Source organism: Sphingomonas azotifigens NBRC 15497 (assembly GCF_002091475.1).
GTDB lineage: Bacteria > Pseudomonadota > Alphaproteobacteria > Sphingomonadales > Sphingomonadaceae > Sphingomonas > Sphingomonas azotifigens.
In genome coordinates, this window is the sequence record NZ_BCTR01000027.1 from 40,694 (window position 1) to 63,775 (window position 23,082).

21 protein-coding genes are annotated in these 23,082 nt (G+C 68.8%); 14 read left to right on the forward strand and 7 right to left on the reverse strand.

The features are described from left to right. Positions 1-21: 21 nt before the first annotated feature. Positions 22-933, reverse strand: a complete 912-nt coding sequence (locus SAZ01S_RS10825) for a fumarylacetoacetate hydrolase family protein (protein ID WP_084582287.1) — start codon at positions 931-933, stop codon at positions 22-24. A gap of 244 nt (positions 934-1,177) precedes the next feature. Here SAZ01S_RS10825 and SAZ01S_RS10830 point away from each other — a divergent pair, with 244 nt between their 5' ends. Both SAZ01S_RS10830 and SAZ01S_RS10835 read left to right on the forward strand, forming a co-directional pair. Continuing rightward, on the forward strand, positions 1,178-1,666 hold the full coding sequence (locus SAZ01S_RS10830; protein WP_084582288.1) for a MarR family winged helix-turn-helix transcriptional regulator: 489 nt from the start codon (positions 1,178-1,180) through the stop codon (positions 1,664-1,666). After that, a complete protein-coding gene (locus SAZ01S_RS10835) occupies positions 1,663-2,079 on the forward strand; it encodes an acyl-CoA thioesterase (RefSeq protein WP_084582289.1) in 417 nt (138 codons plus the stop codon). The genes SAZ01S_RS10830 and SAZ01S_RS10835 overlap by 4 nt, the downstream gene beginning before the upstream one ends. Before the next feature lie 19 nt (positions 2,080-2,098). Here the strand turns inward: SAZ01S_RS10835 and SAZ01S_RS10840 are convergent, their stop codons facing one another. Further along, the gene (locus SAZ01S_RS10840; protein ID WP_084582290.1) at positions 2,099-3,226 is read right to left on the reverse strand and encodes a cupin domain-containing protein; all 1,128 of its coding nucleotides are present in this window, start codon (positions 3,224-3,226) and stop codon (positions 2,099-2,101) included. A 96-nt stretch (positions 3,227-3,322) separates the two neighbouring features. Here SAZ01S_RS10840 and SAZ01S_RS10845 point away from each other — a divergent pair, with 96 nt between their 5' ends. Next, positions 3,323-4,327 carry a carbon-nitrogen hydrolase family protein gene (locus SAZ01S_RS10845; RefSeq protein ID WP_084582291.1) on the forward strand — a complete coding sequence of 335 codons (1,005 nt, stop codon included), beginning with the start codon at positions 3,323-3,325 and terminating at the stop codon, positions 4,325-4,327. A 17-nt stretch (positions 4,328-4,344) separates the two neighbouring features. Then, positions 4,345-5,100 (forward strand): maleate cis-trans isomerase family protein, encoded by a 756-nt coding sequence (locus SAZ01S_RS10850; RefSeq protein ID WP_084582292.1) that lies wholly within the window; start codon positions 4,345-4,347, stop codon positions 5,098-5,100. 39 nt (positions 5,101-5,139) lie between these two features. On the opposite strand, the gene SAZ01S_RS10855 is transcribed toward SAZ01S_RS10850, so the two are convergent. Further along, positions 5,140-5,661 (reverse strand): YybH family protein, encoded by a 522-nt coding sequence (locus SAZ01S_RS10855; protein WP_084582293.1) that lies wholly within the window; start codon positions 5,659-5,661, stop codon positions 5,140-5,142. Between the two features lie 166 nt (positions 5,662-5,827). On the opposite strand from SAZ01S_RS10855, the gene SAZ01S_RS10860 reads away from it, so the two are divergent. The 9 genes from SAZ01S_RS10860 to SAZ01S_RS10900 all read left to right on the forward strand — a co-directional run bounded on the left by SAZ01S_RS10860 (position 5,828) and on the right by SAZ01S_RS10900 (position 18,150). Then, a complete protein-coding gene (locus SAZ01S_RS10860) occupies positions 5,828-7,984 on the forward strand; it encodes a thiamine pyrophosphate-dependent enzyme (protein ID WP_084582294.1) in 2,157 nt (718 codons plus the stop codon). Continuing rightward, on the forward strand, positions 7,981-9,540 hold the full coding sequence (locus SAZ01S_RS10865) for an indolepyruvate oxidoreductase subunit beta family protein (RefSeq protein WP_218018054.1): 1,560 nt from the start codon (positions 7,981-7,983) through the stop codon (positions 9,538-9,540). The genes SAZ01S_RS10860 and SAZ01S_RS10865 overlap by 4 nt, the downstream gene beginning before the upstream one ends. A gap of 74 nt (positions 9,541-9,614) precedes the next feature. Beyond that, positions 9,615-10,100 carry a MarR family winged helix-turn-helix transcriptional regulator gene (locus SAZ01S_RS10870; RefSeq protein WP_218018055.1) on the forward strand — a complete coding sequence of 162 codons (486 nt, stop codon included), beginning with the start codon at positions 9,615-9,617 and terminating at the stop codon, positions 10,098-10,100. Positions 10,101-10,190: 90 nt separating this feature from the next. After that, a complete protein-coding gene (locus tag SAZ01S_RS10875; RefSeq protein WP_084582295.1) occupies positions 10,191-11,804 on the forward strand; it encodes an AMP-binding protein in 1,614 nt (537 codons plus the stop codon). Then, positions 11,804-12,973 carry a thiolase family protein gene (locus SAZ01S_RS10880; protein WP_084582296.1) on the forward strand — a complete coding sequence of 390 codons (1,170 nt, stop codon included), beginning with the start codon at positions 11,804-11,806 and terminating at the stop codon, positions 12,971-12,973. Before SAZ01S_RS10875 ends, SAZ01S_RS10880 begins: the two co-directional genes overlap by 1 nt. Beyond that, positions 12,970-14,178, forward strand: a complete 1,209-nt coding sequence (locus tag SAZ01S_RS10885; protein WP_084582297.1) for an SDR family NAD(P)-dependent oxidoreductase — start codon at positions 12,970-12,972, stop codon at positions 14,176-14,178. Before SAZ01S_RS10880 ends, SAZ01S_RS10885 begins: the two co-directional genes overlap by 4 nt. Further along, the gene (locus SAZ01S_RS10890; RefSeq protein WP_084582298.1) at positions 14,175-14,972 is read left to right on the forward strand and encodes a cyclase family protein; all 798 of its coding nucleotides are present in this window, start codon (positions 14,175-14,177) and stop codon (positions 14,970-14,972) included. The genes SAZ01S_RS10885 and SAZ01S_RS10890 overlap by 4 nt, the downstream gene beginning before the upstream one ends. Positions 14,973-15,087: 115 nt before the next feature. After that, on the forward strand, positions 15,088-16,584 hold the full coding sequence (locus SAZ01S_RS10895) for an APC family permease (protein WP_084582299.1): 1,497 nt from the start codon (positions 15,088-15,090) through the stop codon (positions 16,582-16,584). Between the two features lie 33 nt (positions 16,585-16,617). After that, a complete protein-coding gene (locus SAZ01S_RS10900) occupies positions 16,618-18,150 on the forward strand; it encodes an aldehyde dehydrogenase family protein (protein ID WP_084582300.1) in 1,533 nt (510 codons plus the stop codon). A 190-nt stretch (positions 18,151-18,340) separates the two neighbouring features. On the opposite strand, the gene SAZ01S_RS10905 is transcribed toward SAZ01S_RS10900, so the two are convergent. From SAZ01S_RS10905 to SAZ01S_RS10915, 3 genes are read right to left on the reverse strand one after another with little or no spacing between them, the layout of a single operon-like run. After that, positions 18,341-19,636, reverse strand: a complete 1,296-nt coding sequence (locus tag SAZ01S_RS10905) for an NAD(P)/FAD-dependent oxidoreductase (RefSeq protein WP_084582301.1) — start codon at positions 19,634-19,636, stop codon at positions 18,341-18,343. A gap of 29 nt (positions 19,637-19,665) precedes the next feature. Beyond that, complete coding sequence (locus tag SAZ01S_RS10910) at positions 19,666-20,088, reverse strand: Rid family hydrolase (RefSeq protein WP_084582302.1); 423 nt, start codon at positions 20,086-20,088, stop codon at positions 19,666-19,668. Positions 20,089-20,117: 29 nt separating this feature from the next. Beyond that, entirely contained in the window at positions 20,118-21,254 is a 1,137-nt protein-coding gene (locus SAZ01S_RS10915; RefSeq protein WP_084582303.1) for an ornithine cyclodeaminase family protein, read from the reverse strand. Between the two features lie 161 nt (positions 21,255-21,415). Between SAZ01S_RS10915 and SAZ01S_RS10920 the strand changes: the two genes are divergently transcribed. Next, positions 21,416-22,477 (forward strand): AraC family transcriptional regulator, encoded by a 1,062-nt coding sequence (locus SAZ01S_RS10920; protein ID WP_084582304.1) that lies wholly within the window; start codon positions 21,416-21,418, stop codon positions 22,475-22,477. A gap of 9 nt (positions 22,478-22,486) precedes the next feature. Here the strand turns inward: SAZ01S_RS10920 and SAZ01S_RS10925 are convergent, their stop codons facing one another. Beyond that, on the reverse strand, positions 22,487-23,080 hold the full coding sequence (locus SAZ01S_RS10925; protein WP_084582305.1) for a hypothetical protein: 594 nt from the start codon (positions 23,078-23,080) through the stop codon (positions 22,487-22,489). Positions 23,081-23,082: the final 2 nt, after the last annotated feature.

The following is a 23,082-nucleotide window of genomic DNA, read 5'->3' on the forward strand; positions in this document are numbered from 1 at the left end:
GTTGGGTCGGGACGCGCCGTCTCAGGCGGCGACCACCGGGTGGCGCAGCGTGCCGATGCCTTCCACGGCCGCGACGATCGTATCGCCCGGCCACACCCATTCCTGCGGCGTGCGGCCCGCGCCGACGCCTTCGGGCGTGCCGGTGGCGATGATGTCGCCCGGCTCGAGCGTGATGCCCTGCGAGATGTCGGCGATCAGCTCGTCGACCTTGAACAGCATGTGGCTGGTGTTCGAACGCTGCTTCTCGACGCCGTTCACCGTCAGCCACAGGTCGAGCGTCTGCGGATCGGGCAGTTCGTCGGCGGTGACGATCACCGGCCCCATCGGTGCGTAGCTGTCCTGGCCCTTGGAATAGATCCACTGGCCGGCACGACGGCAGTCGCGCGCGCTCATGTCGATCAGCACGGTATAGCCGAACACGTGGCGCAGCGCCTGTTCGCGCGACACCCGCTTGGCGCGCGTGCCGATCACCGCGGCGAGTTCCACTTCCCAGTCGAGCTGCTGGGTGATCGCGGCATCGTGGAGGATCGGTTCGTTGGGGCCGATCACGCTGGTCGGTGGCTTGGAGAAGATCACCGGCTGGCGGGGCAGTTCGGGGGAGGTATCCAGTGCCGCGGCGCTTTCGGCGACGTGATCGATATAGTTGAGCCCGATACCGAAGATGTTCTTCCGCGGCCGCGGAATCGGCGCGAGCAGCGTCACATTGTCCAGCGGCGTCGCCAGACCAACCGGCAAGGCGCCGCCCAGCGCCGCGAGCAGGGCGGTGGCGTGGCGCACCGCGTCCGGGCCCAGATCGATGAAATCGAGCATCGTCGCGGGCAGCGCGGCGCCGGCCGACTGGCCCAGCCGTTCGATGTCGACGATCCGATCGTCGACCACCGCGCCCAGGCGGGCGGCCGCCTCCACGGTCGAGCGATAGGTGGCGAGACGCATGGTATCTTCTCCTCATTTCGTGTCGGTCGGGCAGCGGCCGGCAGTCCCGGCCGCCGCGCGCTTGCCAGACACCGTACATATGCTTTAAGCTTAAAGCAATTGGAGGGTGTGTGCCATGAGACCTCGGTTGTCCGAACGCGACGCGGCGAAGCGGGCTTTGCCTTTGCGCCGCCCGCGCCGCATCCTATGCGCGGCGGACCGTGGCGGCAGATCCGCCCCGGCAGGGGGCAGAAGGCGCAGAGCGATGGGTGACGATATCCGCGAAAAGCATGACGGTGCGCTGGCAGGCCGGTTGGACGTGCGCGTGCTGCTCCGCCTGCTCAGCTGCTCGATGACGATCGAGAAGCGGCTGCGTCGCCGCTTTGCCGACCAGTTCGGGACCACGCTGCCGCGCTTCGACGTCCTCGCCGCGCTCGACCGGCATCGCGATGGCCTGACGCTCGGCGATCTGTCGCGCGCGCTGCTCGTGTCGAATGGCAACGTCACGATGATGATCCGGCAGCTCGAAGCCGATGGCTTCATCGCCACGCGATCCACGCCGGAGGATCGGCGGCGCACCGTCGCGGTGCTCACCGATGCCGGGCAGGCGCACTTCGCCGAGCTGGCGGCGGCGCATCATGCGTGGATCGGCAAGATGTTTTCCAACATGTCGGAGCGCGACCTGACCGCGCTCTACGACCTTCTGGCCGCGCTGAAGCTGTCGATCGGCGCAGACGAAGAGGAGCAGAAGTGACGTTCGTCTCGACGCAACAGGTCCGTTTCGCCCATGTCGATCCGGCGGGGATCGTCTTCTACCCGCGCTATTTCGAGATGCTGAATGCGGCGGTGGAGGATTATTTCGACTCCGCGATCGGCGTGAGCTTCGCCGAGATGCACCGCGGCCAGGGCCTGGGCGTGCCGACGGTCAAGCTGGAGGTCGATTTCAAGGCGCCCAGCAGGCTTGGCGACCGGCTCGCGTTCGAGCTCGAGGTGGTTGAGGTCGGGCGCAGTTCGGCGCAGCTGGTCTGCACGGTCCGGGGGGAAGACGCGAGCGAGCGGCTGGTCGCGCGGGTGGTGCTGGTCTGCATGGACCTCGCCGCCGCGCGGGCCGTTCCCTGGCCCGAGGCGCTGCGTCCGCCGGTCGATCGTGCGGTGCCGGCGGCCTGAGCCGCCGCGCTGCCGGGTATCAGCCGAGCAGCGGCTGATGCCCGCCATTCTCCGCCAGGGCTTCGGCGCGATACAGGCCGAGCGCGCGCATCGCCGGCAGATCGTGGAAGGAAAACAGGCAGGCGTCGTCGCGGTCGGAGCCGTTGACATGCTCGTGCCACATCCAGGCCGGCACCACGAAGATGTCGCGCTCCTTCCAGTCGAGCCGCTTGCCGCCGACGATCGAGTGGCCGGATCCCTTGGCGCACTGGTAGACGAAGCTGCCCACCTCGCGGTGCGCGCGCGTGTGCTCGCCCGGCCGTAGCAACTGCATCGATGCGCCGATCGTCGCCATCGGCGGTCCGCCGGTGAACGGGTTCACATAGTCCATGTGGATCCCGTCATAGGGCGAGCCATCGGTCACCGCCGCATAGCGCAGCAAGGCTTCGTAGGTCGGCGCCCATTCATATTTGAGCAACGGCGAATAGCGTTGCGACCAGGTCGCCCCGGCAGGCTTGAGCGCCGGATTGCCCCAGGTCGCGGTGGAGTCATTGATCGGGAAGCCCACCGCCTGGTTCAGATCGGGGTGGACCTCGTAGAAATTCGCCTCCAGCGCGTTCATCAGCGGGATGTCGAGCCCGTCCTGCCAGATGCAGACGGTGCCGTCCTCGGCCACGCCATGTTCGTGCCAGGTGCCGTTGGGGGTCAGCACGAAATCGTTGCGGCCTAGCGTCATGCGGTGGCCGTCGACATTGGTGAAGGCGCCCGAGCCTTCCATGATGAAGCGGAGCGCCGAGGCCGAATGGCGATGCGCCGAGGCGACTTCGCCGGGGCCCATCACCTGCAGGCCCGAATAGAGCCAGCCTACCGCCGCGGTCACGTCGCGGCGGCCCGGATTGGCGAGATAGACGACGCGCCGGCCGGCTTTTTCCGGGCTCACCAGGTCGAGCGCGCGCAGCACATGGCCGCGCAGCGAATCATAGCGCCAGACCACCGGTACCGAGGTGGAGGCAGGCTCCCAGGGCTCGATCTTGTTGGCGACCGTCCACAGTGCGCCGGCATGCTGCCGCTCAAGGTCGCGATAGAAGGCGCGCAGCTCCGCCGTATCGGCGACATTGGCGCGGCCGGCCACGTCCTCCCGATAGGTGTCGTAGCTCTCCACGGACATGCGGCTGCTCCTCGGTCGATATATTTGAAGCTTAAAATATATTGCGTCGGGCTGTCAATCTGGGGCAAGAGGCAGCCGAGTTTGCGGGAGAGCGACATGCTGGAGCTACCGAGCTTCAAGGCGGCGGCGGTGCAGACCGCGCCGATATTTCTCGATCCGGATCGTACGGTCGCCAAGGCGGCGTCGCTGATTCACGAGGCGGCGCGCAACGGTGCGGCGATCGTCGCCTTTCCCGAGGTGTTCGTCGCCGGCTATCCCTATTGGAGCTGGATCGCCGACCCGATCACCTGCAGCCCGTGGTTCGAGCGGCTGATGCGCGCATCGGTGCTGGTGCCGGGGCCGGAGATCGATCAGGTTCGCGCCGCCGCGCGCGAGGCCGGCGTGCATGTCGTGATCGGGGTCAACGAACGCAGTCCGGTGTCGCTCGGCACGCTCTACAACACGATGCTGTTCATCGGCCCCGATGGTGCGATCCTCGGCAAGCATCGCAAGCTGGTGCCGACCTGGGCGGAGAAGCTCACCTGGGCGCCGGGCGACGGGTCTGGTCTCAAGGTTTATGACACCGCCATCGGTCGTCTGGGCGGGCTCGCCTGCGGGGAGAATACCAACACGCTCGCCCGCTTCGCGCTGCTCGCCCAGGGCGAGTTGCTGCACGTCGCCAGCTATATCGCCCTGCCGGTCGCGCCGGCGGACTATGACATGGCCGAGGCGGTCAAGGTGCGCGCCGCCGCCCACAGCTTCGAAGGCAAGCTGTTCACCCTCGTCTCCTGCTCGACCATCTCCGAGGAGATCATCGTCGCGATGGAAGCGCTGGTGCCCGATGCCCGTGCGCGGCTGGAGCGCCGCAACAGCGCGTTTTCGGGCGTGCTCGGTCCCGACGGGCGCACCGTGGGCGAACCGCTGATCGACGCGGAAGGCATCGTCTATGCGGATATCGATCTCGCCCGCTGCATCCAGCCCAAGCAGATGCACGACATCATCGGCCATTATAACCGCTTCGACATTTTCGACCTGCGGGTGAACGGCGCGGTGCAGCAGCCGGTCTCGATCGCGCCGCTGTCGCCGCCGGCCGACACCGACGCCGCAACGCCCAATTCGTAAAAGTCCAGGAGAGCGCCATGTCCAGCCGTGTCTATCGGATCGGCCAGATCGTGCCGTCGTCGAACACGACGATGGAAACCGAAATTCCCGCCATGCTCCACGCCCGCATGGCCGTCCGCCCGGAGCGGTTCACCTTCCATTCCAGCCGCATGCGGATGAAGAAGGTGGTGAAGGAAGAACTGGAGGCGATGGACCGCGACAGCGACCGCTGCGCCCTCGAACTCTCCGATGCGCGGGTGGACGTGCTCGGCTATGCCTGTCTCGTCGCGATCATGAGCATGGGCCGCGGCTATCACCGCGTATCGGCCGAGCGCCTGCACCAGCGCACCGTCGAGAACCAAGCCGCCGCGCCGGTGGTGACCAGCGCGGGCGCATTGGTCGACGGCCTCAAGGTGCTCGGCGCCAAGCGCATCTCGATCATCTGCCCCTATATGAAGCCGCTGACGCGGCTGGTGGTCGACTATATCGAGCATGAAGGCATCGAGGTGCGCGATTTCGTCGCGCTCGAAATCCCCGACAATCTCGACGTCGGCCGCCACGATCCGGAGCGGCTGCTCGAGATCTACAAGCAGGTCGATCGCACCGGGATCGACGCCTTCGTCGCGTCGGCGTGCGTGCAGATGCCGTCGCTGCCGGTGGTGCAGCGGATGCAGGATGCGGTGGGCGTGCCGGTGGTCTCCGCCGCCGTCTGCACGACGCACCAGATGCTCGATCGGCTGGGGCTGGAGCGTTTCGTGCCGAACGCAGGCGCGCTGCTCGGCGGCAGCTACTAGCGGCGGGGAGCCGTATCGCGCGGGAGGGCGCGGTGCGGCTCAGCCGGCGGCGCGCGAGGCGTCGTCGATGAGGAAGCGCCAGCCGCCATCGGCCTGCTTGCGTACCACTTCGATGCCGCCGCCGGTCAACGTTTCCTTGCTGCCGTCGGGCTTCGGGATCGTCATCGTCCAGCGATTGGTGGTGATCGCTGTGTCGCGATAGGCGATGTGGTGGCGGTCGTGCAGGTCGATCACCGGCCGGACCGCGAACATGCTCTCGAAGTCGGCGCGCAGCCCCGCATGGCCGATCAGATGCTTGCCCTCGGGGTTCACGTAGACCGCGTCGGCCACGTAGAGATCGAGCATCGCGTCGAGGTCGAAGGCGTTGAACCGCTCCTGCCAGGCATCGTAGAACCGGTCGAGATCGGTCACCGGCGCGATCCGCCACCGGCCAGCGGCGAGCGCCCGCCCCGCCGGCAGCGCCACCGCCGCCGTGACGAGCAGCCCCAGAAAGGCCGATCGCGTCAGCTGGCCGGTTTCCCCGCCTTCGCCGCACAAGTGGCGGCGGATGGATGCGATCATGACGGTCTTCTCCTTCGATGCGGATGCTGCCTCCCGGGCGTAGAGCTGGGAATACCCACGCTCAATTCCCGTTTCGGACAGCAGCCTGCCGATTTGGCAAAGCCACGAGCAATTGACTCCGCCGCGCGCAAGAAATATGCAAATGCATATAAATGGGAGGAGCCCGATGGCCGAGCGTTCGTTTGCGCGGGAAGTGGAGCATTTGCGTCTGGGAGCCGGCGACGTCTTCTCCGGCGAGGCGATCCTCGCGATCACCAAGGGGCTGCTGCAATCGGGCGTCGCCTATGTCGGCGGCTATCAGGGCTCGCCGATCTCGCATCTGATCGACGTGCTCGCCGATGCGAAGGACGTGCTCGACGAACTCGGCGTCAATTTCCAGAGCTCCGCCAACGAATCCACCGCCGCGGCGATGCTCTCGGCGTCGGTGATGTACCCGGTGCGCGGCGCGGTCGCCTGGAAGTCGACCGTGGGCACCAACGTCGCCTCCGATGCGCTGTCCAACCTCGCTTCGGGCGGGGTGACCGGCGGCGCGATGGTGATCGTCGGTGAGGACTATGGCGAAGGCTCCTCGATCATGCAGGAGCGCAGCCACGCCTTCGCGATGAAGTCGCAGATGTGGCTGCTCGATCCCCGGCCCGACCATGCCTGCATCGTCGACCTGATCGAGAAGGGCTTCCAGCTTTCCGAGGCGTCGAACACGCCGGTGATGCTGCAGGTGCGCGTCCGCACCTGCCACATGCATGGCAGTTTCCCGTGCAAGGACAATGTGCCGCCGCCGCTCACCGTCGCGCAGGCGCAGAGCAACCCGAAGCGCGATCTCGGCCGGATCGTGCTGCCGCCCGCCGCGTACGAGCATGAGCGCGAGAAGATCGCCCGCCGCCTGCCCGCCGCGATCGATTTCGTCCGCGAGCACCGGCTGAACGAATGGTTCGGCCCGCAGGAGGCGCCGGTCGGGCTGATCCTGCAGGGCGGCATGTACAACAACGTCATCCGCGCGCTGCAATATCTCGGGCTGTCCGACGCGTACGGCAACACGCAGATCCCGCTCTATGTGATGAACGTCACCTACCCGATGATCGACACCGAGGTCGCCGTCTTCGCCCAGGGCAAGGAGGCGGTGCTGATGATCGAGGAGGGGCAGCCCGAATATCTCGAACAGGCGCTGCACACCGTGTTCGGTCGGCGCGGCATCGCCACGCGGGTGCGCGGCAAGGACGTGCTGCCGATGGCCGGCGACTATACCGCCCAGGCCATCATGACCGGGCTCCAGCGCTTCCTGGAGGAGAGCGCGCCGCGCTTCCTCGGCAACCGCCCGCCGGTGCCCGATGCGGGCCCGGTGCTCACCCACCCGGTGGTCGAGAAGCTGAAGGACGTGGTGCCCAGCCGTCCGCCGGGCCTGTGCACCGGCTGTCCCGAGCGGCCGATCTTCGCGGCGATGAAGATGGTCGAGCAGGAACTGGGCGCGCATCATGTCGCGGCCGATATCGGCTGCCACCTGTTTTCGATCCTGCCGCCGTTCAACCTCGGCAACACGACGATGGGCTATGGCCTCGGCCCGGCCTCGGCCGCGGCGTTCGGCGCCAAGGCGGAGAAGCGATCGATCGCGGTGATGGGCGACGGCGGCTTCTGGCACAACGGCCTGACCAGCGGCATCGGCAATGCCGTCTACAACAAGCACGACGGCGTGTTCCTGATCGTCGACAATTTCTATTCCTCGGCGACCGGCGGGCAGGACATCCTATCCTCGCGCGCGCAGAACAAGGCACGTGCGACCAACAATCCGATCATCGATGCGGTGAAGGGCATGGGCGCAAAATGGGTGCGCGAGATCGATCGCACCTACGACGTGGCGCGGATGCGCGACACGCTCAAGGAAGCGCTGACCACCGAGGCGGAGGGGCCGAAGATCATCATCGCTTCGTCCGAATGCATGCTCAACAAGCAGCGCCGCATCAAGCCGCTGGTCGCGAAGAGGATCAAGAATGGCGAGCGGGTGGTGAAGGAGCGGTTCGGCGTCGACGAGGATGTCTGCACCGGCGATCACGCCTGCATCCGCCTGTCCGGCTGCCCGTCGCTGTCGGTGAAGGCACTGGACGATCCGCTCCGCGACGATCCGGTCGCCGCGATCGACAATAGCTGTGTCGGCTGCGGCAATTGCGGCGAGGTATCGGAAGCGGTGGCGCTGTGCCCGTCCTTCTATCGCGCCGAGGTGGTGCACAATCCTACCGCCTGGGAGCGCCGCTGGAACCGCTGGACGCTGTCCGTCATCGCCTTCCTGCAACGGCGCCGTGCCACGCGCCGGCTGGCGCTGGAGGTGGCATGATGCGGACGGACGCAGTGACCCTGCCGCTGGCGCCCGCGGGCGCGGCGACCGAACGGCCGATCTCGATCGCGATCGTCGCGATGGGCGGCCAGGGCGGCGGCGTGCTGACCGGATGGCTGGTCCGCCTGGCCGAGGATGCCGGCTGGGTGGCGCAATCCACCTCGGTCCCCGGCGTGGCGCAGCGCACCGGCGCGACGATCTATTATGTCGAGATGATGCCCGCCGCGAACGGGCGCAGACCGATCCTCGCCCAGATGCCGACGCCGGGGGACGTCGACATCGTTCTCGCATCCGAATTCATGGAAGCCGGCCGTTCGATCCTGCGCGGCATCGTCACGCCCGACCGCACGACGCTGATCGCTTCCAGCCACCGCTCGCTGGCGATCGGGGAGAAGAGCGCGCCGGGCGAGGGCATCGCCGACAGCGGTGCGGTGGTCGAGGCGATCGGCGTCACCGCCCGACGGCAGATCGTGTTCGACATGGACGCGCTCGCGGTGCGGAACGGCAGCGTGATCTCGGCGGCGATGTTCGGCGCGCTGGCGGGATCGGAGGCGCTGCCATTCGACGTCGCAGCCTTCCATGCGGTGATCCAGCACGAAGGCAAGGGCGTCGCCGCCAGCCTCAAGGCATTCGACGCAGCCTATGATCGGGCCCGATCGGGGCCACCGCCCGCGGCGACCGCGCCGGCGCCGGTCCCCGCAGCCCCGACGGCGCCGGCCGACCGGCGTGCCGCACGTCTGCTCGCGCGCCTGCACGACGTGGTGCCGGAGCCGTGCCGCGCCATGGCCCGCGCGGGCCTGGCAAAGGTCGTCGATTTCCAGGACGAACGTTATGGCGACGAGTATCTGGACCTTCTCGGCCAGGCGGTCGAACTCGATCGCATGCTCGGCGGCGAGGCGCAGGGCCACGCCTTATCGCTGAACGCGGCCAAATACATCGCCAACGCCATGGCCTATGACGATGTGATCCGCGTCGCCGACCTCAAGACCCGCGCCGGCCGCCGAGCCCGTGTCGAGCGCGAGGTGGGGGTACGGCCCGAGCAGCTTCTCCACACCGTCGAGTATATGCACCCGCGGATGGAGGAAGTGACCGGTACCCTGCCGCTGCGCCTCGGGCGCTGGGTGCAGGCGCGGCCACGCCTCTATGCCTGGCTCGATCGCCGGGTGAACAAGGGGCGGCGGGTGCGGACCTATTCGCTGCGCTGGTTCGTGGCGCTGTACCTGCTCGGCGGGCTGCGCGGCCTGCGGCGCGGGTCGCTCCGCCATGCGGAGGAAGTCGCGCATCGCGACGCCTGGCTGCGCCACGCGCGGGAAGCGGCGCTGCGCGACTATGCATTGGGGGTCGAGGTGTTGAAGTGCCGCCGCCTGGTCAAAGGCTATTCGGACACCCATGCCCGCGGCCTGTCCAAGTTCGACCGCGTCACCGCGGCGATTCGCCGGATCGAGGATCGGCCCGATGCCGTCGACTGGGCACGCCGCCTGCGCGAGATCGCGGTGAAGGATGGCGACGACGGCAGCCTGGACGGGGCGATCCGGACGGTCGAGTCCTTCTGCTGACCGGCGATCCGATTGACCCGCGCCGCCGCCCACCGGCATAGCGGCGCGGTCGATCGGTGCAGGGAAGGGCGAACATGGCAGAACTGGAGATGGACGGTTTGGCCGTACCACGCCCGCCCGAGACGCAGGACGCGCTGGAGCGCAACCTCTCCTACCTCGTCAATCGCCTGTCGGCGGTCGGCCAGGCGGCGCAGAACCGGCGGCTGGCGGCGTGTGGGGTCAACACCGTCACGCTGCGCACGCTGTCGGTGCTCTACATCCAGGACGGGCTGACGGTGAACGAGATCACCGCCCGCGCCTTTGCCGAACAATCCACCGCCAGCCGCGCGATCGATTCGATGGTCACGGCCGGGCTGCTCGAGCGGCGGATACCCCCCGGCGACCAGCGTCGCCGCGAGATCGGCCTCACCGAGGCGGGCCGGGCGCTGCTTCTCCAATGCTGGCCCCATATGGCCGAGCACAATGCCCGGTTGGTCGAGGGGATCGACGCCGACGACCTCGAAACCTGTCGGCGCGTGCTGGCGCGCATGATCGAGAATGTACGCGCGCAAGGCAGCTGACGCTTGACTCCCCCTCGCGGCTGCCTAGGATGTATGCAAATGCATATATAGGCGCGATGGCGATCGATGCGCCGGCGAAGGGGAGGGGTGATGCGCACCGAAACGACATTTTCGAGGTTCGTCTCGGCGGCCGAGACCTATCGCGATCGCCCGTTCCTCGCGGTGCTGCCCGAAACCGCTGCGCTGTACGGCATCGAGGCCGGCGAGATCGGCTATGGCGCGATGCTCGATCGCGTCCTCGCATGGCAGCAGCGACTGGCGCAGGCCGGGTTCGGCGTCGGCACGCGCGTGGGCCTGCTGCTGCAGAACCGGCCGGTGTTCGTCGAGATCTGGTTCGCGCTGAACGGTCTCGGTGCGTCGGTCGTCCCGCTCAATCCGGACCTGCGCCGCAGCGAGCTCGAATATGTGATCGGCCATTCCGAAATGCAGGCGGCGTTCGTGCTGCCGGAGCGCCGCGAGGAAGTGGCGGCGGCAGCGCGCAGCGTCGGCAATGCCATGGCGGTGACGACGCCCGGCGAGGCGATCCCGCCGCTCGCCCGTCCGGCCGCCGCCGCGCCGGCACCCGATTCCACCACCGAAGCGGCGCTGCTCTACACCTCGGGCACCACCGGAAGCCCCAAGGGTTGCGTGCTCACCAACGCCTATTTCCTGCAATCCGGCGACTGGTACCGCGATGTCGGCGGATTGATCTCGCTGCGCACCGGTGCGGAACGGATGCTGACGCCGCTCCCCGTGTTCCACATGAATGCAATGGCGGTCTCGGTCCTGGCGATGGTGACGATGGGCGGCTGTTTGATTTTGCTCGATCGCTTCCATCCGAGCAGCTGGTGGCAGTCGGTACGGCAGAGCAGGGCGACCTGCCTTCACTATCTGGGGGTGATGCCGTCGATCCTGATGAAGGCGCCCGAAACCCCGGAGGATCGCGCGCACGCGGTGCGCTTCGGCTTCGGCGCCGGCGTGCCGGGTGCGCTGCACGGCGCGTTCGAGGCGCGTTTCGGCTTTCCGCTGATCGAGGCCTGGGCGATGACGGAGACCGGCGGCGGCGGCACGATCTGCGCGTCGCGGGAGCCGCGCAAGATCGGGACGAGCTGCTTCGGGCGGCCGTCGCGCGACGTCGAGATCCGGATCGTCGACGATCAGGGGGCCGATGTGGCGGGGGAGACGCCCGGCGAACTGCTCGTCCGCCGCACCGGGGACGATCCCCGCAAGGGCTTCTTCCGCGAGTATCTGAAGAACCCGGAGGCGACCGAGGAAGCATGGCAGGGCGGCTGGTTCCACACCGGCGACATCGTCGCGCGCGATGCCGACGGCGATCTGCATTTCGTCGATCGCAAGAAGAACGTGATCCGCCGGTCGGGCGAGAACATCGCCGCAGTCGAGGTGGAGACCGTGCTCGCCCGCCATCCGCGGATCCAGCAAGTGGCGATCGCCGCGACGCCGGATGCCGTGCGCGGCGATGAGGTGGCTGCGCTGATCGTCTGCGATCCCGCGCAGCGCAGCGCCGAAACCGCCGAGGCGATCGTGCGCTGGAGCCTCGACCAGATGGCCTATTACAAGGCACCCGGCTGGGTGGCGTTCGTCGACGCCCTGCCGCGCACGCCGACCGAGAAGATTCTCCGCGCCGCGCTGAAGGACCAGGTGGCGCAGGTGATGGCGGAGGGCGGGTTCGTCGATACGCGCGCGCTCAAGAAGCGGCAGGTCTGATGCGGGCGCGCGCGTCGTACGAGGGGGTGGTCGTCTGCGCGCCGGTGACGGTGCCCTATCGGCGCTTCTCCGATCGCTCGGCCCATTGGTGGGCCGGCCGCGCGATGCGCGGGCTCGTGGACGCGGCGGGGCTGGCGCCAACCGACTTCGACGGCTTCTGCTTCGCCAGCTTCACGAGCGTGCCGGACAGCGCGGTGGGGATGATCCAGCATCTCGGGCTCACGCCGCGCTGGCTCGATCATCTGCCGACCGGCGGGGCGAGCGGGATCATGGCGCTGCGCCGCGCGGCGCGGGCGGTGCAGTGCGGCGATGCCGAAATCGTCGCCTGCGTCGCGGCCGATACCAACCATCTCGACAGTTTCCGCCAAGGGCTGGCCGGCTTCTCGCGCTTCTCGCGGGATGCGGTCTATCCCTATGGCTTTGGCGGGCCGAACGCGACCTTCGCGCTGATCACCGATGCCTATATGCGCCGTCACGGCGTCACCCGCGCGGATTTCGGCCGGTTGTGCGTCGCCCAGCGCAGCAATGCGGCGAGCAACCCCTTGGCCTTGCAGCGTCGGCCGCTGACCTTGGAGGCGTATCTGGCCGCCCGCCCGATCGCCGATCCGGTCCATCTCTATGATTGCGTGATGCCCTGCGCCGGTGCGGAGGCATTCCTGGTCACCACCCCCGAGGTCGCCGCACGCCGCGGCCTTCCGGTCGCCCGGCTGCTGTCGACGATCGAGCGGCACAATGCCTTCCCGACCGATCCGGTGCAGGGGCGCGGCGGCTGGGCGATGGATGTCGATGCGCTGTGGGAGAGCGCCGGTATCGGGCCGGGCGACGTCGATACGGTGCAGGTCTATGACGATTATCCGGTGATCGTCGCCATGCAGCTCGCCGATCTCGGCTTTTGCGCGCCGGGCGAGATCGCGGCCTTTCTGCGCTCGACGCGCTTCGAGATCGACGGCGACCTGCCGCTCAACACCAATGGCGGCCAGCTTTCGGCGGGGCAGGCCGGCGCGGCGGGCGGCTTCCAGAACGTGACCGAGGGGCTGCGCCAGGTGCTGGGCTGTCCGCTCGGCGCGCAGGTGCCCGAGGCGCGGCGGGCGCTGCTCTCCGGCTTCGGCCTGGTCAATTATGATCGCGGCGTCTGTACCGGCGCCGCGGTGATCGAGCGGCTGGCATGAGGCGGCAGCAGCCCCCGCGCCCGGTGCGCGATCCGCTGACCCGCCCGGTCGAGCGGCAGGTGCCGCCGGCCCCGCGCAGCCGCGCGATGCACGCGATGTCGGCGCGCGCGGCGCAGGGCCGGTTCGTGCTGCAACGCTGCACCGAATGCGAGGCCGTCACCTATCCGCCGCGCGACATCTGCCCGGTCTGCTGGGGCGAACTGGCCTGGGCAGACCAGCCGCGCGGCGCGACCATCCTCGCCGCGACCATGATCCGGGTGACGACGGACCTGTATTTCCACGCGCATTTGCCCTGGCGGATCGGCACCGTCGCGCTCGATGCCGGGCCGGTGGCGATCGTGCATCTCCACCGCGACCTCGCGGTCGGGGATCGCGCGACGATGCGGCTGATGCTCGACAAGGGCGGCAATGCGGCGCTGTTCGCGCTGCCCGAACAGGAAGGGAACCCGATGGCCGATCCGCAGTGGCGCGAATTCGTGGTGCCGGTGCAGGACCGCGCCGTGCTGGTGACCGATGGCGACACGGCGCTGGGCAAGGCGGTGGTCCGCGCGCTGGTGGCGGCGGGCGCGCACAGCGTCCTGGTCGGCACGTCGACTCCCGGCGTGCCGATGCCGGCGGAAGGCGATCCGGAGCAGGTGCGGCAGGTGCCGCTCGATCTTACGGACAGCCAGTCGGTGACGCATTGCATCGCCCAATTGGGTGGCCCGATCGACATCGTCGTCAACACCGCGCGCTTCGTGCGGCCGGGCGGCGTCAGCGCCGGTGGCCGCCTGCTGCACCAGCAGCGCGCGCTGGACGTCGGGGTTCTCGGCCTTTTGCGCCTCGCCGAGGCGGTGGCGCCGGTCCTTGCCGGGCGGCCGGCGGGCGCCTTTGTCGACCTGCTCTCCATCCATGCGCTGGTCGGCGACGCGCGCTTCGCCGGCTTCTCCGCCGCCGAGGCCGCGCGCCATTCGCTGCTGCAGAGCTTCCGGCACGAGATGCGCGCCACGGGCGTGCGCGTGCTGTCGGTCTTCTTCGGGGCGATCGACGACGAGGATCACCAGTCGGTGCCCTTTCCCCACATTGCGCCCGATCGGCTTGCCCAGGGCGTGATCGAGGCGCTCGCATCGGGCCGCGAACAACAGGCGGTCGGCGACGTCGCGCGTGACCTGATGGCGCGCTGGCTCGCCGATCCGGCAACCACGAACCGGGAGAACAACCTATGACCGACCCCGCCGATGCCCTCGCCGCCCTGGTCGACGGCCTCGCCGCCGGCGCAATCCGGGTCGTCGATCTCACCAATACCTTGTCACCGGACTTTCCGGTGATCGTGCTCCCCGCCGAATTCGGCCAGTGCGCGCCGTTCCGGATGGAGCCGGTCTCGCGCTATGACGGCGACGGTCCGGCCTGGTACTGGAACAACATCTCGATGAACGAGCATACCGGCACGCATTTCGACGCGCCGGCGCATTGGATCACCGGCCGCGACCTGCCGGAGGGCACCGTCGACCGGGTGGCGCCGCGCGACTTCGTCCATCCCGCTGTCGTGATCGACATCAGCGCGGAGAGCGCGGCGGACGAGGATTTCGTCGTCACCCGCGCGCTGCTGGAGGCGTGGGAGGCGCGCCACGGCCGCATTCCCCCGCGCCACTGGGTGTTGCTGCGCACCGATTGGTACAAGCGGGTCGGCACGCCCGAATATCTCAACCTGAAGGCCGATGGCGCCCATTCGCCGGGGCCGGACGGCGACGCGATGCGCTTCCTGGTCCATGCGCGCGATTGCGTCGGGCTGGGCGTGGAGACCGTCGGCACCGATGCCGGGCAGGCCTCGCGCTTCGACGAGCCGCTGCCGGCGCACACCATCCTGCACGGCAATGGCCGCTACGGGCTGCAATGCCTGACCAACCTCGACAAGCTGCCGGTGTTCGGCGCGGTGATCCTGGCCAGCCCGCTGAAGATCCAGGGCGGATCGGGCAGCCCGTTGCGGGTCGTCGCGCTGGTCGCGGGGCGGGCCGGCTGAGCGCTGGCCGGAAATACAAAGGCCTGGGCCGCCCGCGCAATACCGCCCGCGTGCCCCAGGCCCAAAGGTGCGGATAACGCTTCGAAAAACGGGGCAACGAAGAGGAGGGCGCGGCATGGCCGAGACTGCAGGGACCATCGCCGCGCAACCCGCTACGGCACCGTCCGGGCTGATGGCCGGGACGCTGGGCAGCGGCGACATCATCTTCATGATCCTCGCCTGCGCGGCGCCGATGGGCGTGCTGGCGGGGCTGATCCCGCTCGCGCTCGCCTTCGGCAACGGCGTGGGGACGCCGGGCACGCTGCTGCTCGTCTGCGGGGCGATGCTGCTGTTCGCGGCCGGCTATGTCCGCATGATCCCGCACATCCGCAATGCCGGCGCCTTCTATGCCTATATCGCCGCCAGCCTGAACAAGGAGGCGGGGATTGCCGCGGCCTATGTCGCGGTCGCCGCCTATGTCTGCGCGGCGACGTCGATTTTGGGTGCGCTCTGCTTCTTCCTGTCCGATTTCGTGCGGCAGATGCTCGGCGTATCAACCCGCTGGGAGCTGTGGGCGGTGGCGAGCATCGCGTTGGTGGCGTGGCTCGGCTATCACAAGATCACCATGGCGGCGAAGGTGCTGACGGTGGCGCTGCTGCTCGAAGTGGGCGTGATCCTGGTGCTGGACCTGGCGATCCTGGTCGACAAGGGCTGGGCCGGGATCAGCTTCGCCAGCTTCACGCCCGCGGCCATCTTCGCGCCGGGCCTCGGCATTTCGGTGATCTACGCGATCAACGGCTGTGTCGGCTTCGAGGCGACGGCGATCTACCAGGAAGAGGCGCGCGACCGCGAACGTACGATCCCGCGCGCCACCTATGGCGCGATCCTGGTGCTCGGCACCTTCTACGTGCTCTCGTCCTGGTGCCTGGTGCTCAGCATCACCCCCGGCGACGTCAAGGCGGCGGCCGGGGCAGACCCGGGCCGGCTGGTGGCGCGGGTCGCCGAACGCTATCTCGGCGGCATCGGCCGCGACGTGCTGTCGTTGCTCACCATCACCAGCCTGTTCGCCTCGGTGCTGGGCTTCTTCAACAACATCACCCGCTATCTTTTCGCGCTCGCCCGCGACGGCCTCGCGCCGGGCGTGCTGGCACGGGTCCATCCGCGCCATGGCTCGCCCTCGGCGGCGTGCTTCGTGCTGACCGCGATCCTGTCGCTGGTGGTGGGGGCCTTCGCGCTGGCCGGGCTCGATCCGCTGCTCAACCTGGCGACCAGCCTGTCGTCGATGGGCGCGGTGGGCCTGATGCTGCTGCTCACCACGACCTCGCTGTCGGTGCCGATCTTCTTCGCGCGGCGCGGCGAGGTGTCGTTCGGCAAGACGCTCGCGCCGTTTCTCGGTGGGGTGCTGATCGCGATCGCGACCTATCTGTCGCTGACGAATTATTCGGCGCTCACCGGCACCACGCTGGCGATCGTCAATGATCTGCCGTTCCTCTTCGTCCCCCTCGCCGCCGCCGGCTTCCTGCACGGCCTGTATCTGAAGCGGCGGCGGCCGGCGCTCTATGCGCGCGTCGGCACCACCCAGGTCGACATCCTGCCCGGCGAGGAAAAGGCCGGCGCGATGGCGGCCGCCTGATCGCCGGATCGACCTTCCCCTTCGGAGTATAGGATGACCACCACCGATTTCGCGCCCCTGCCGGACGCCGCCGCGCTGCCCAAGGTCCGCCTGCCGCAAGGCCTGTTGCTGCTCGACGGCGCGCTGGTCGAGCCGCTCGACCCCGCCCGCCGCATTGCGGTGCGCGATCCGAGCACGGGGCAGACGATCACCACCATCCCGGCCTGCACGCCCGCCGATGTCGATCGGGCGGTCGCCGCGGCGCATCGCTGCTTCGAAAGCGACGCCTGGCGATCGATGCGGCCGCTGGATCGCGGGCGGCTGCTCGAGCGGCTGGCGCTGCTGGTGGAGGACCATGCCGACGAGCTGGCGGCGCTGGAATCGCTCGACAGCGGCAAGCTGATCGGCGTCACCCGCGCGATCGACCTGCAGTTCACCATCGACGGCCTGCGCTATTTCGCGGGCTGGAGTTCGAAGACGCCGGGCGAGTACATCACGCTGTCGCCGCTCGTCGAGGAGCCGGCGCTCTACCGCGCCTATACCGAACGGCGGCCGGTGGGGGTCGTCGCCGGCATCACCCCTTGGAATTTCCCGATCGGCCAGGCGATCCAGAAGCTCGCCCCCGCCATCGCCTTTGGCTGTACCGTCGTGCTCAAGCCGTCCGAGGAAACCTCGCTGACCACGCTGCGGCTGGGCGAGCTGATCCTCGAGGCCGGTTTCCCCGCCGGCGCGGTGAACATCGTCACCGGCTATGGCAACGACGTCGGCGCCGCGCTCGTCGAGCATCCGCTGGTCCGCAAGATCGCCTTTACGGGCTCGACCGCGACCGGCCAGCGTATCCTCGCCGCGACCGCCAGGACGATGAAGCGGGTGACGCTCGAACTGGGCGGCAAGTCGCCGACGATCGTGCTCGCCGATGCCGACCTGGAACGCGCCATCCCCGGCGCGGCGGCGGCGATCTTCTCCAATGCCGGCCAGATCTGCACGGCGGGTTCGCGCCTGCTGATCGAGGCGCCGGTCTATGACCGGGTGCTGGAGGGCGTGGCGGACATCGCCCGGTCTTTGCGCCTCGGCGGGGCGTTCGATCCCGCGACGCAGGTGGGGCCGCTGATCTCGGCCGGCCAGCGCGACCGGGTCGCCGGGCTCGTGGAGACCGGCGTGGCCGATGGCGCGGTCGCGGTAGCCGGTGGCGCCACCGGCGCGGGCGAGGGCTGGTTCTACCGCCCGACCGTGCTGGCCGGGCTGCGGCCCGACATGGCGGTGCTGCGCGAGGAGATTTTCGGGCCGGTGGTGTGCGCCGTGCAGGTCGCCGATCCGGCCGCGCTGATCCCGATCGCCAACGATACGCCCTTTGGCCTCGGCGCGAGCATCTGGACGCGCAACCTCGATCGCGCGCATCTGCTCGCCGACCGGATCAACGCCGGCACGGTGTGGCTGAACACGCACAATGTGCTCGATCTGGCGATGCCGTTCGGCGGCAACGGCCTGTCGGGCATCGGCCGCGAGTTCGGCAGCGCCGCCGTCCATGCCTTCACCGAGCCGCGCGCGGTGTGCATGCGGCTCGATCCGCAGGCGGCGCTGCGCTGACCGGCGCGGGGCACACAAAATTGCATTGACCAAATCCGATCGCTGCACCCCACATATCGTCACCCCGGCGGAAGCCGGGGTTCATTGGGGTCTCGCACTCGGTTCTTGTCGACGCCGAGAGGCGAATGGATCCCGGCTTTCGCCGGGATGACGGGGGTTTGGCAGGATGAGATTTGCTTAGCGCCCCTTGCTATTGGAAGCGGTCGAGCCGGTAGGGCGCGGGATCGAGGAGCGGCGTCTCGCCGGTTACCAGATCGGCGGCGAGCGCGCCCGCCGCCGGCGCGGTGCCGAAGCCATGGCCCGAAAAGCCCGATGCAAGCGTGAGGCCAGGCACCGAGGGCACGCGCGCGATGACCGGATGCGAATCCGGCGTCACGTCGATCATGCCTGCCCAGCTTTGCGCGATCGTCGCGTCCGCAAAGGCGGGCCAGGCGGCGATCAGGTTGCGCATCGCCTCCTGGATCAGGCCTTCGTTGACGGGCGGGTCCATCGTGCGGAGGCGCTCGAACGGCGCCACCGCCTCGCGCCGCCAGCGCCGCCCCAGCGCCAGATAGGCGGCGAAGTCGCTGCCATAGCCGAGCCGGAGATTGTGCCACTGTGCCCGCAGCGTCGGCAGATAATGGAGGCCGATCCGCAGGTGATCGGGCGTGATCGAGGTCTGCAGCGCGCCGCGCTGGGTGATGGTGAAGCCGCCGTCCAGCCGCTTGCGGAACGAGAAGTCGGGGCCGCCCACGGCCATGTCGGTCGGGCCCTCCATCGGTGCGGTCCGCAGCACCGAGGCGACCAGCGGCAGCGTCGGCAGCGAGATGCCGAGATTGCCGAGGAAGCGCCGTGACCAGATGCCGCCCGCGAGCAACACCTGGTCGCAGCGGATCTCGCCGCGTTCGGTGACGACGCCGGAAACCGCGCCGCCGGTTCGCGACAGCGCCTGCACCGCGCACTGCTCGACGATCACCGCGCCCTTGGCCATCGCCGCCCGGGCGATGGCGCTCGAAGCGAGCGTCGGCTCGGCCCGTCCGTCGGAGGGGGTGCAGATGCCGCCCGCCCAGCGTTCTGTGCCGCCGGGCACCAGGGCGTCGATCTCGCGCGGCGTGAGCAAGCGGGAATCGAGCCCCGCCGCGCGGACCGAGGCGATCCAGGCCTCGTGCGGCGCCATCTCGGCTTCGCTGCGCGCCACGTAGAGGATGCCCGCCTGGCGATAGCCGACATCGGCGCCCACCCGTTCGGGCATCTTCGCCCAGAGCCGATCGGCGGCGACGGCCATCGGCAGGTCGGCGATGCCGCGGTTGGTCTTGCGAACCCAGCCCAGATTGCGCGACGACTGCTCGCCGGCAAGGCGGCCCTTCTCGATCACGGTCACCGGGATGCCGCGTTCTGCCAGCACCAGTGCGACGCTCAGGCCGACGATGCCGGCGCCGATCACCACCACCGTGGTGGCGGCGGGCAGCGTGGGCGAGGTGGTGACGGGCGTGATGACGGGGGCCATGGGATCGCAGTCGCTGGGAGGTCTTGGGGTCAGAGCGTGATGGTGCGCCGCTGCACCTCGGCCTGTGCGGCGCCGCGATAGGCGGTTACGTCGATCTCGACCTTATATTCGGTCGCGCCGAGCTGCGGGCAGGTCATGGTGAGCGTCGGGTCGATCCCGCGCATCCGCTCGCCATAGGCGGTCATCACCGTCTCGACGTCCTCGGGGAACTGCACGAAGACGCGCGCGGCGATCACGTCCTCCAGCCGCGCGTCGACCGAGGCCAGCGCGGCTTCGATATTGGCGAGGACCTGGCGGGTCTGCTCGGTCAGGTCGGCGGGAATCTGCTTGGTGCGCGGGTTGCGGCCCGCGGTGTTCGACACGAAGATCCAGTTATCGACGGCGACGAGCCGCGAATAGCTGCCATGATCCTCGAACTTCGATCCGGTCTTCACTTTGACGATGCTGGTCATGCGGTTTTGCCTATGGTGCGAGGGGAGGGTCAGCGGAGGATCGGCTCGTCCCAGAGGTTGAGGTCGATCCCGATCCCGCGGGCGAGGGCGTTGCGATAGACGATGGTGCCCCAGGCGACGTCCTCCACCGCCATGCCGCCGACCGAAAGGAGGATGATCTCGTCCTCGTCGCGGCGGCCGGGCGTCGCACCGGCGACGATCGCGCCCAGATCCTCCAGCGTGGCGGGGTCGATCCGGCCTTCGTCCACCAGGTCGAGGAACTGCACGCCCACCGCCGGGATGATGGCGTGGACGGGCCTGGGGTTCTCCTCCTGATACGCCTCGTAGAGCCCGCGATTGTCGAGCACCTTGCGGATCTCCGGCGTCTCCATGCTCGGGTCGATCGTGCAGGGGGCGGGCATCGACAGGAAGGCGCCGGGCTTCACCCAGTCGCGCTTGATCAGCGGGTACAGCGACGGATCGCCGGTGGCGACCGAGGCGCAGAAGGTGGCGATGTCGCTGCCGCGCACCGCTTCCTCGTCGCTGTCGACGACCTGGACGGCCAGCTGCGGAAAGGTCTCCGCCACCCAGGCGCGGAAGGCGTCGAGATTCTTCTGGCCGCGTCCCTTTATCTTGACCGTGTCGATCGCCGGGCAGACCGCCATGAAGGCGGCGAGCGAGGTCCGCGCCATCACGCCCGGGCCGACGATGCCGACGACGCGCGAGTCCTTCCGCGCGAGGTGCCGCGCGCCCACCCCCGGCACGGCGCCGGTGCGGTACGCCGACAGAAGATTGGCCGACATCAGCGCGAGCGGCGCGCCGGTATCGACGTCGTTGAGCATGAAGGTGAGGATCGAGCGCGGCAGGCCCTTGTCGCGATTGGCGACGTTCGAGCCATACCATTTCATTCCCGCCGTGCCGAAGCTGCCGCCCAGATAGGCCGGCATCGCCATGAAGCGGCGATCGGTGGTGGCGAGCGGCATGGTCGGGAAGGGCGAACTCTCCGGGAACATCAGGATCGCGCCGTGCGAATTGTTGTGCGGCCCGGCCATGCGATAGTCGCCGCTGTGGAGCAGCGCGAACATCGCTTCCATCGCGTCGACGCAGGCCGGCATGTCGGTCACGCCGGCGCGGACCATGTCGGGTTCCGAAAGATAGAGGAAATTGATCTTGGTCGAGCGGGTCATATCGTCCACAATGCTGATGCCGGGCGCCGCTTTCGGACGGAATGTCCTGCAGGCGCGGTGCCCCGAAAGCGGGCCTCCTTCTCCCGCAGCGCCCCCGGGGCGTGAATTGCAGAGAGGGTTACCGCCGTTGCCAAATCGGCCAATCGGAAGGCTGGGGAGAGATGGAGCAGAACGTCGCTGAGACCATGCGGGCGAACGGGGGCGAACGGGCGACGATCCGCCTGCTGTTCGTCTCGGCGCTGATCAACGCGCTGCCCGATGTCCGCTCGCGGATGGAGCCGTTGCTGCGCGACCATGGCTTCCTGCTGTCGCAACTGGCGACGCCCTATGAACGCGCGCCGCTCCACCGCTACGTCGCGCTGGTCGAGCATGCGGCGGCGCGGTTCGACCGGCCGTTTCTGGGGCTCGACATGGGCAGCCGCTTCGGCCTGGCCGAGCTGGGACCCTTCTACGCGCTGTTGCGCGCCGCCGGCACGCTGCGCGCCGCGTTCGACCTGCTCGCGCTGTTCCAGAGCCGGCTGCAGACGCGGACCCTGTTTGATCATGTGATTGACGAGGAGGTGACGACCTACAGCTATCGCATCGAGGATCCGGCGATCTGGCCGCGCGCGCAGGATGCGGAGTTCACCATGGCGGGGCTGACCACGCTGACCCGCCAGCTGCTGCATGCGAAATGGGCGCCCGAGGCGGTGCATTTCGAGCATGCGATCAAGGGCCGCGAGGAACGGCTGGCGCGTACCTTCCGGGCGCCGGTGCAGGGTGGCAAGGTGGCCAACCAGCTCGTCATCCGCAATGCCGATCTCGATCGGCCGTTTCCCAACGCCGTGCCCACCGAAGACCGCAAGCTACGGGCGATCCTGGAGGTGCATCTGCTCGATCTGATCGGGGCCGCGCCGGCGCCGAGCACCAGCCTGGTCACCCAGGCGCAGGAGCTGATCGAGCGGCGGCTGGGGCGGATGCACGTCGATTGTGCATCGCTGGCGGCGGAGTTCAACCTTTCCGAACGCTCGTTCCGGCGGCGGCTGATGGAGGAGGGCACGTCATTCCGCGCGCTGCTCCAGATGGCGCGCCAGGCGCGGGCCTGCACGATGCTGCGCGCTTCGGACCTGCCGATCGCCGAGGCGGCGCAGCAGCTGGGCTATTCCGACACCGCCACCTTCTCGCGCGCGTTCAAGGACTGGACCGGCACGTCGCCCGGCCGATACGCGCGCGACGCGGAATAGCCGCCCCGCTTACTGCGTGGGCTTTTGCGAATTGGGGTACCAGAAGGCGACGTGGCAGGATTCGCACCGCTCGTCGAGCTCGCCGCCGACGCGGTAGAGCGCCTGGACGTTCTTCGCGTCGATCGCCTGCAGCGCCTTCACCGCCTGTTCCTGGGCGGCATCGGCATAGAGGTTCCAGCTGTCGCGATCGCGGCCGATGCGGGTCTCGATCTCGGCGGGGGAGAGCTCGCCCAGGCCCGGCTTGGCGCCGGCCGGCGCGGCGTGGCGGCCTTCGATCTTCACCAGGTTGAACGCTTCGATCAGCGCGACGGCATGGCGGCGGACCGCCTGCCATTCCTCGTCGGTGCGCGGCGCGTGCTGCTCGGTGCCGGCCTTGGTGACATGCACGCCCACCGCATCCCACACGCCGTCGGCGGCGGGATCGACGGCGGAGTCCATCAGTTCCTTGATGCTCATCAGCGTCTTGGGCGCGCTCGAGCTACTGGCTGCGCTCGCGGTCGGCGAGGGCGCCGGCGCAGGCGTGCCGGTCCCGCAGGCCTGGACCAGTCCGGCGGTGGCGAGCGCGAGGAGGCGAAGGCCGGTGGTGGCGAAGGGCTTTTTCATGG

Coding starts and splice junctions, on each gene's coding strand:
- SAZ01S_RS10825 (WP_084582287.1), bottom strand. CDS start 933: ATGCGTCTCGCCACCTATCGCTCGACCGTGGAGGCGGCCGCCCGCCTG.
- SAZ01S_RS10830 (WP_084582288.1), top strand. CDS start 1,178: ATGGGTGACGATATCCGCGAAAAGCATGACGGTGCGCTGGCAGGCCGG.
- SAZ01S_RS10840 (WP_084582290.1), bottom strand. CDS start 3,226: ATGTCCGTGGAGAGCTACGACACCTATCGGGAGGACGTGGCCGGCCGC.
- SAZ01S_RS10845 (WP_084582291.1), top strand. CDS start 3,323: ATGCTGGAGCTACCGAGCTTCAAGGCGGCGGCGGTGCAGACCGCGCCG.
- SAZ01S_RS10850 (WP_084582292.1), top strand. CDS start 4,345: ATGTCCAGCCGTGTCTATCGGATCGGCCAGATCGTGCCGTCGTCGAAC.
- SAZ01S_RS10855 (WP_084582293.1), bottom strand. CDS start 5,661: ATGATCGCATCCATCCGCCGCCACTTGTGCGGCGAAGGCGGGGAAACC.
- SAZ01S_RS10860 (WP_084582294.1), top strand. CDS start 5,828: ATGGCCGAGCGTTCGTTTGCGCGGGAAGTGGAGCATTTGCGTCTGGGA.
- SAZ01S_RS10865 (WP_218018054.1), top strand. CDS start 7,981: ATGATGCGGACGGACGCAGTGACCCTGCCGCTGGCGCCCGCGGGCGCG.
- SAZ01S_RS10870 (WP_218018055.1), top strand. CDS start 9,615: ATGGCAGAACTGGAGATGGACGGTTTGGCCGTACCACGCCCGCCCGAG.
- SAZ01S_RS10875 (WP_084582295.1), top strand. CDS start 10,191: ATGCGCACCGAAACGACATTTTCGAGGTTCGTCTCGGCGGCCGAGACC.
- SAZ01S_RS10880 (WP_084582296.1), top strand. CDS start 11,804: ATGCGGGCGCGCGCGTCGTACGAGGGGGTGGTCGTCTGCGCGCCGGTG.
- SAZ01S_RS10885 (WP_084582297.1), top strand. CDS start 12,970: ATGAGGCGGCAGCAGCCCCCGCGCCCGGTGCGCGATCCGCTGACCCGC.
- SAZ01S_RS10890 (WP_084582298.1), top strand. CDS start 14,175: ATGACCGACCCCGCCGATGCCCTCGCCGCCCTGGTCGACGGCCTCGCC.
- SAZ01S_RS10895 (WP_084582299.1), top strand. CDS start 15,088: ATGGCCGAGACTGCAGGGACCATCGCCGCGCAACCCGCTACGGCACCG.
- SAZ01S_RS10900 (WP_084582300.1), top strand. CDS start 16,618: ATGACCACCACCGATTTCGCGCCCCTGCCGGACGCCGCCGCGCTGCCC.
- SAZ01S_RS10905 (WP_084582301.1), bottom strand. CDS start 19,636: ATGGCCCCCGTCATCACGCCCGTCACCACCTCGCCCACGCTGCCCGCC.
- SAZ01S_RS10910 (WP_084582302.1), bottom strand. CDS start 20,088: ATGACCAGCATCGTCAAAGTGAAGACCGGATCGAAGTTCGAGGATCAT.
- SAZ01S_RS10915 (WP_084582303.1), bottom strand. CDS start 21,254: ATGACCCGCTCGACCAAGATCAATTTCCTCTATCTTTCGGAACCCGAC.
- SAZ01S_RS10920 (WP_084582304.1), top strand. CDS start 21,416: ATGGAGCAGAACGTCGCTGAGACCATGCGGGCGAACGGGGGCGAACGG.
- SAZ01S_RS10925 (WP_084582305.1), bottom strand. CDS start 23,080: ATGAAAAAGCCCTTCGCCACCACCGGCCTTCGCCTCCTCGCGCTCGCC.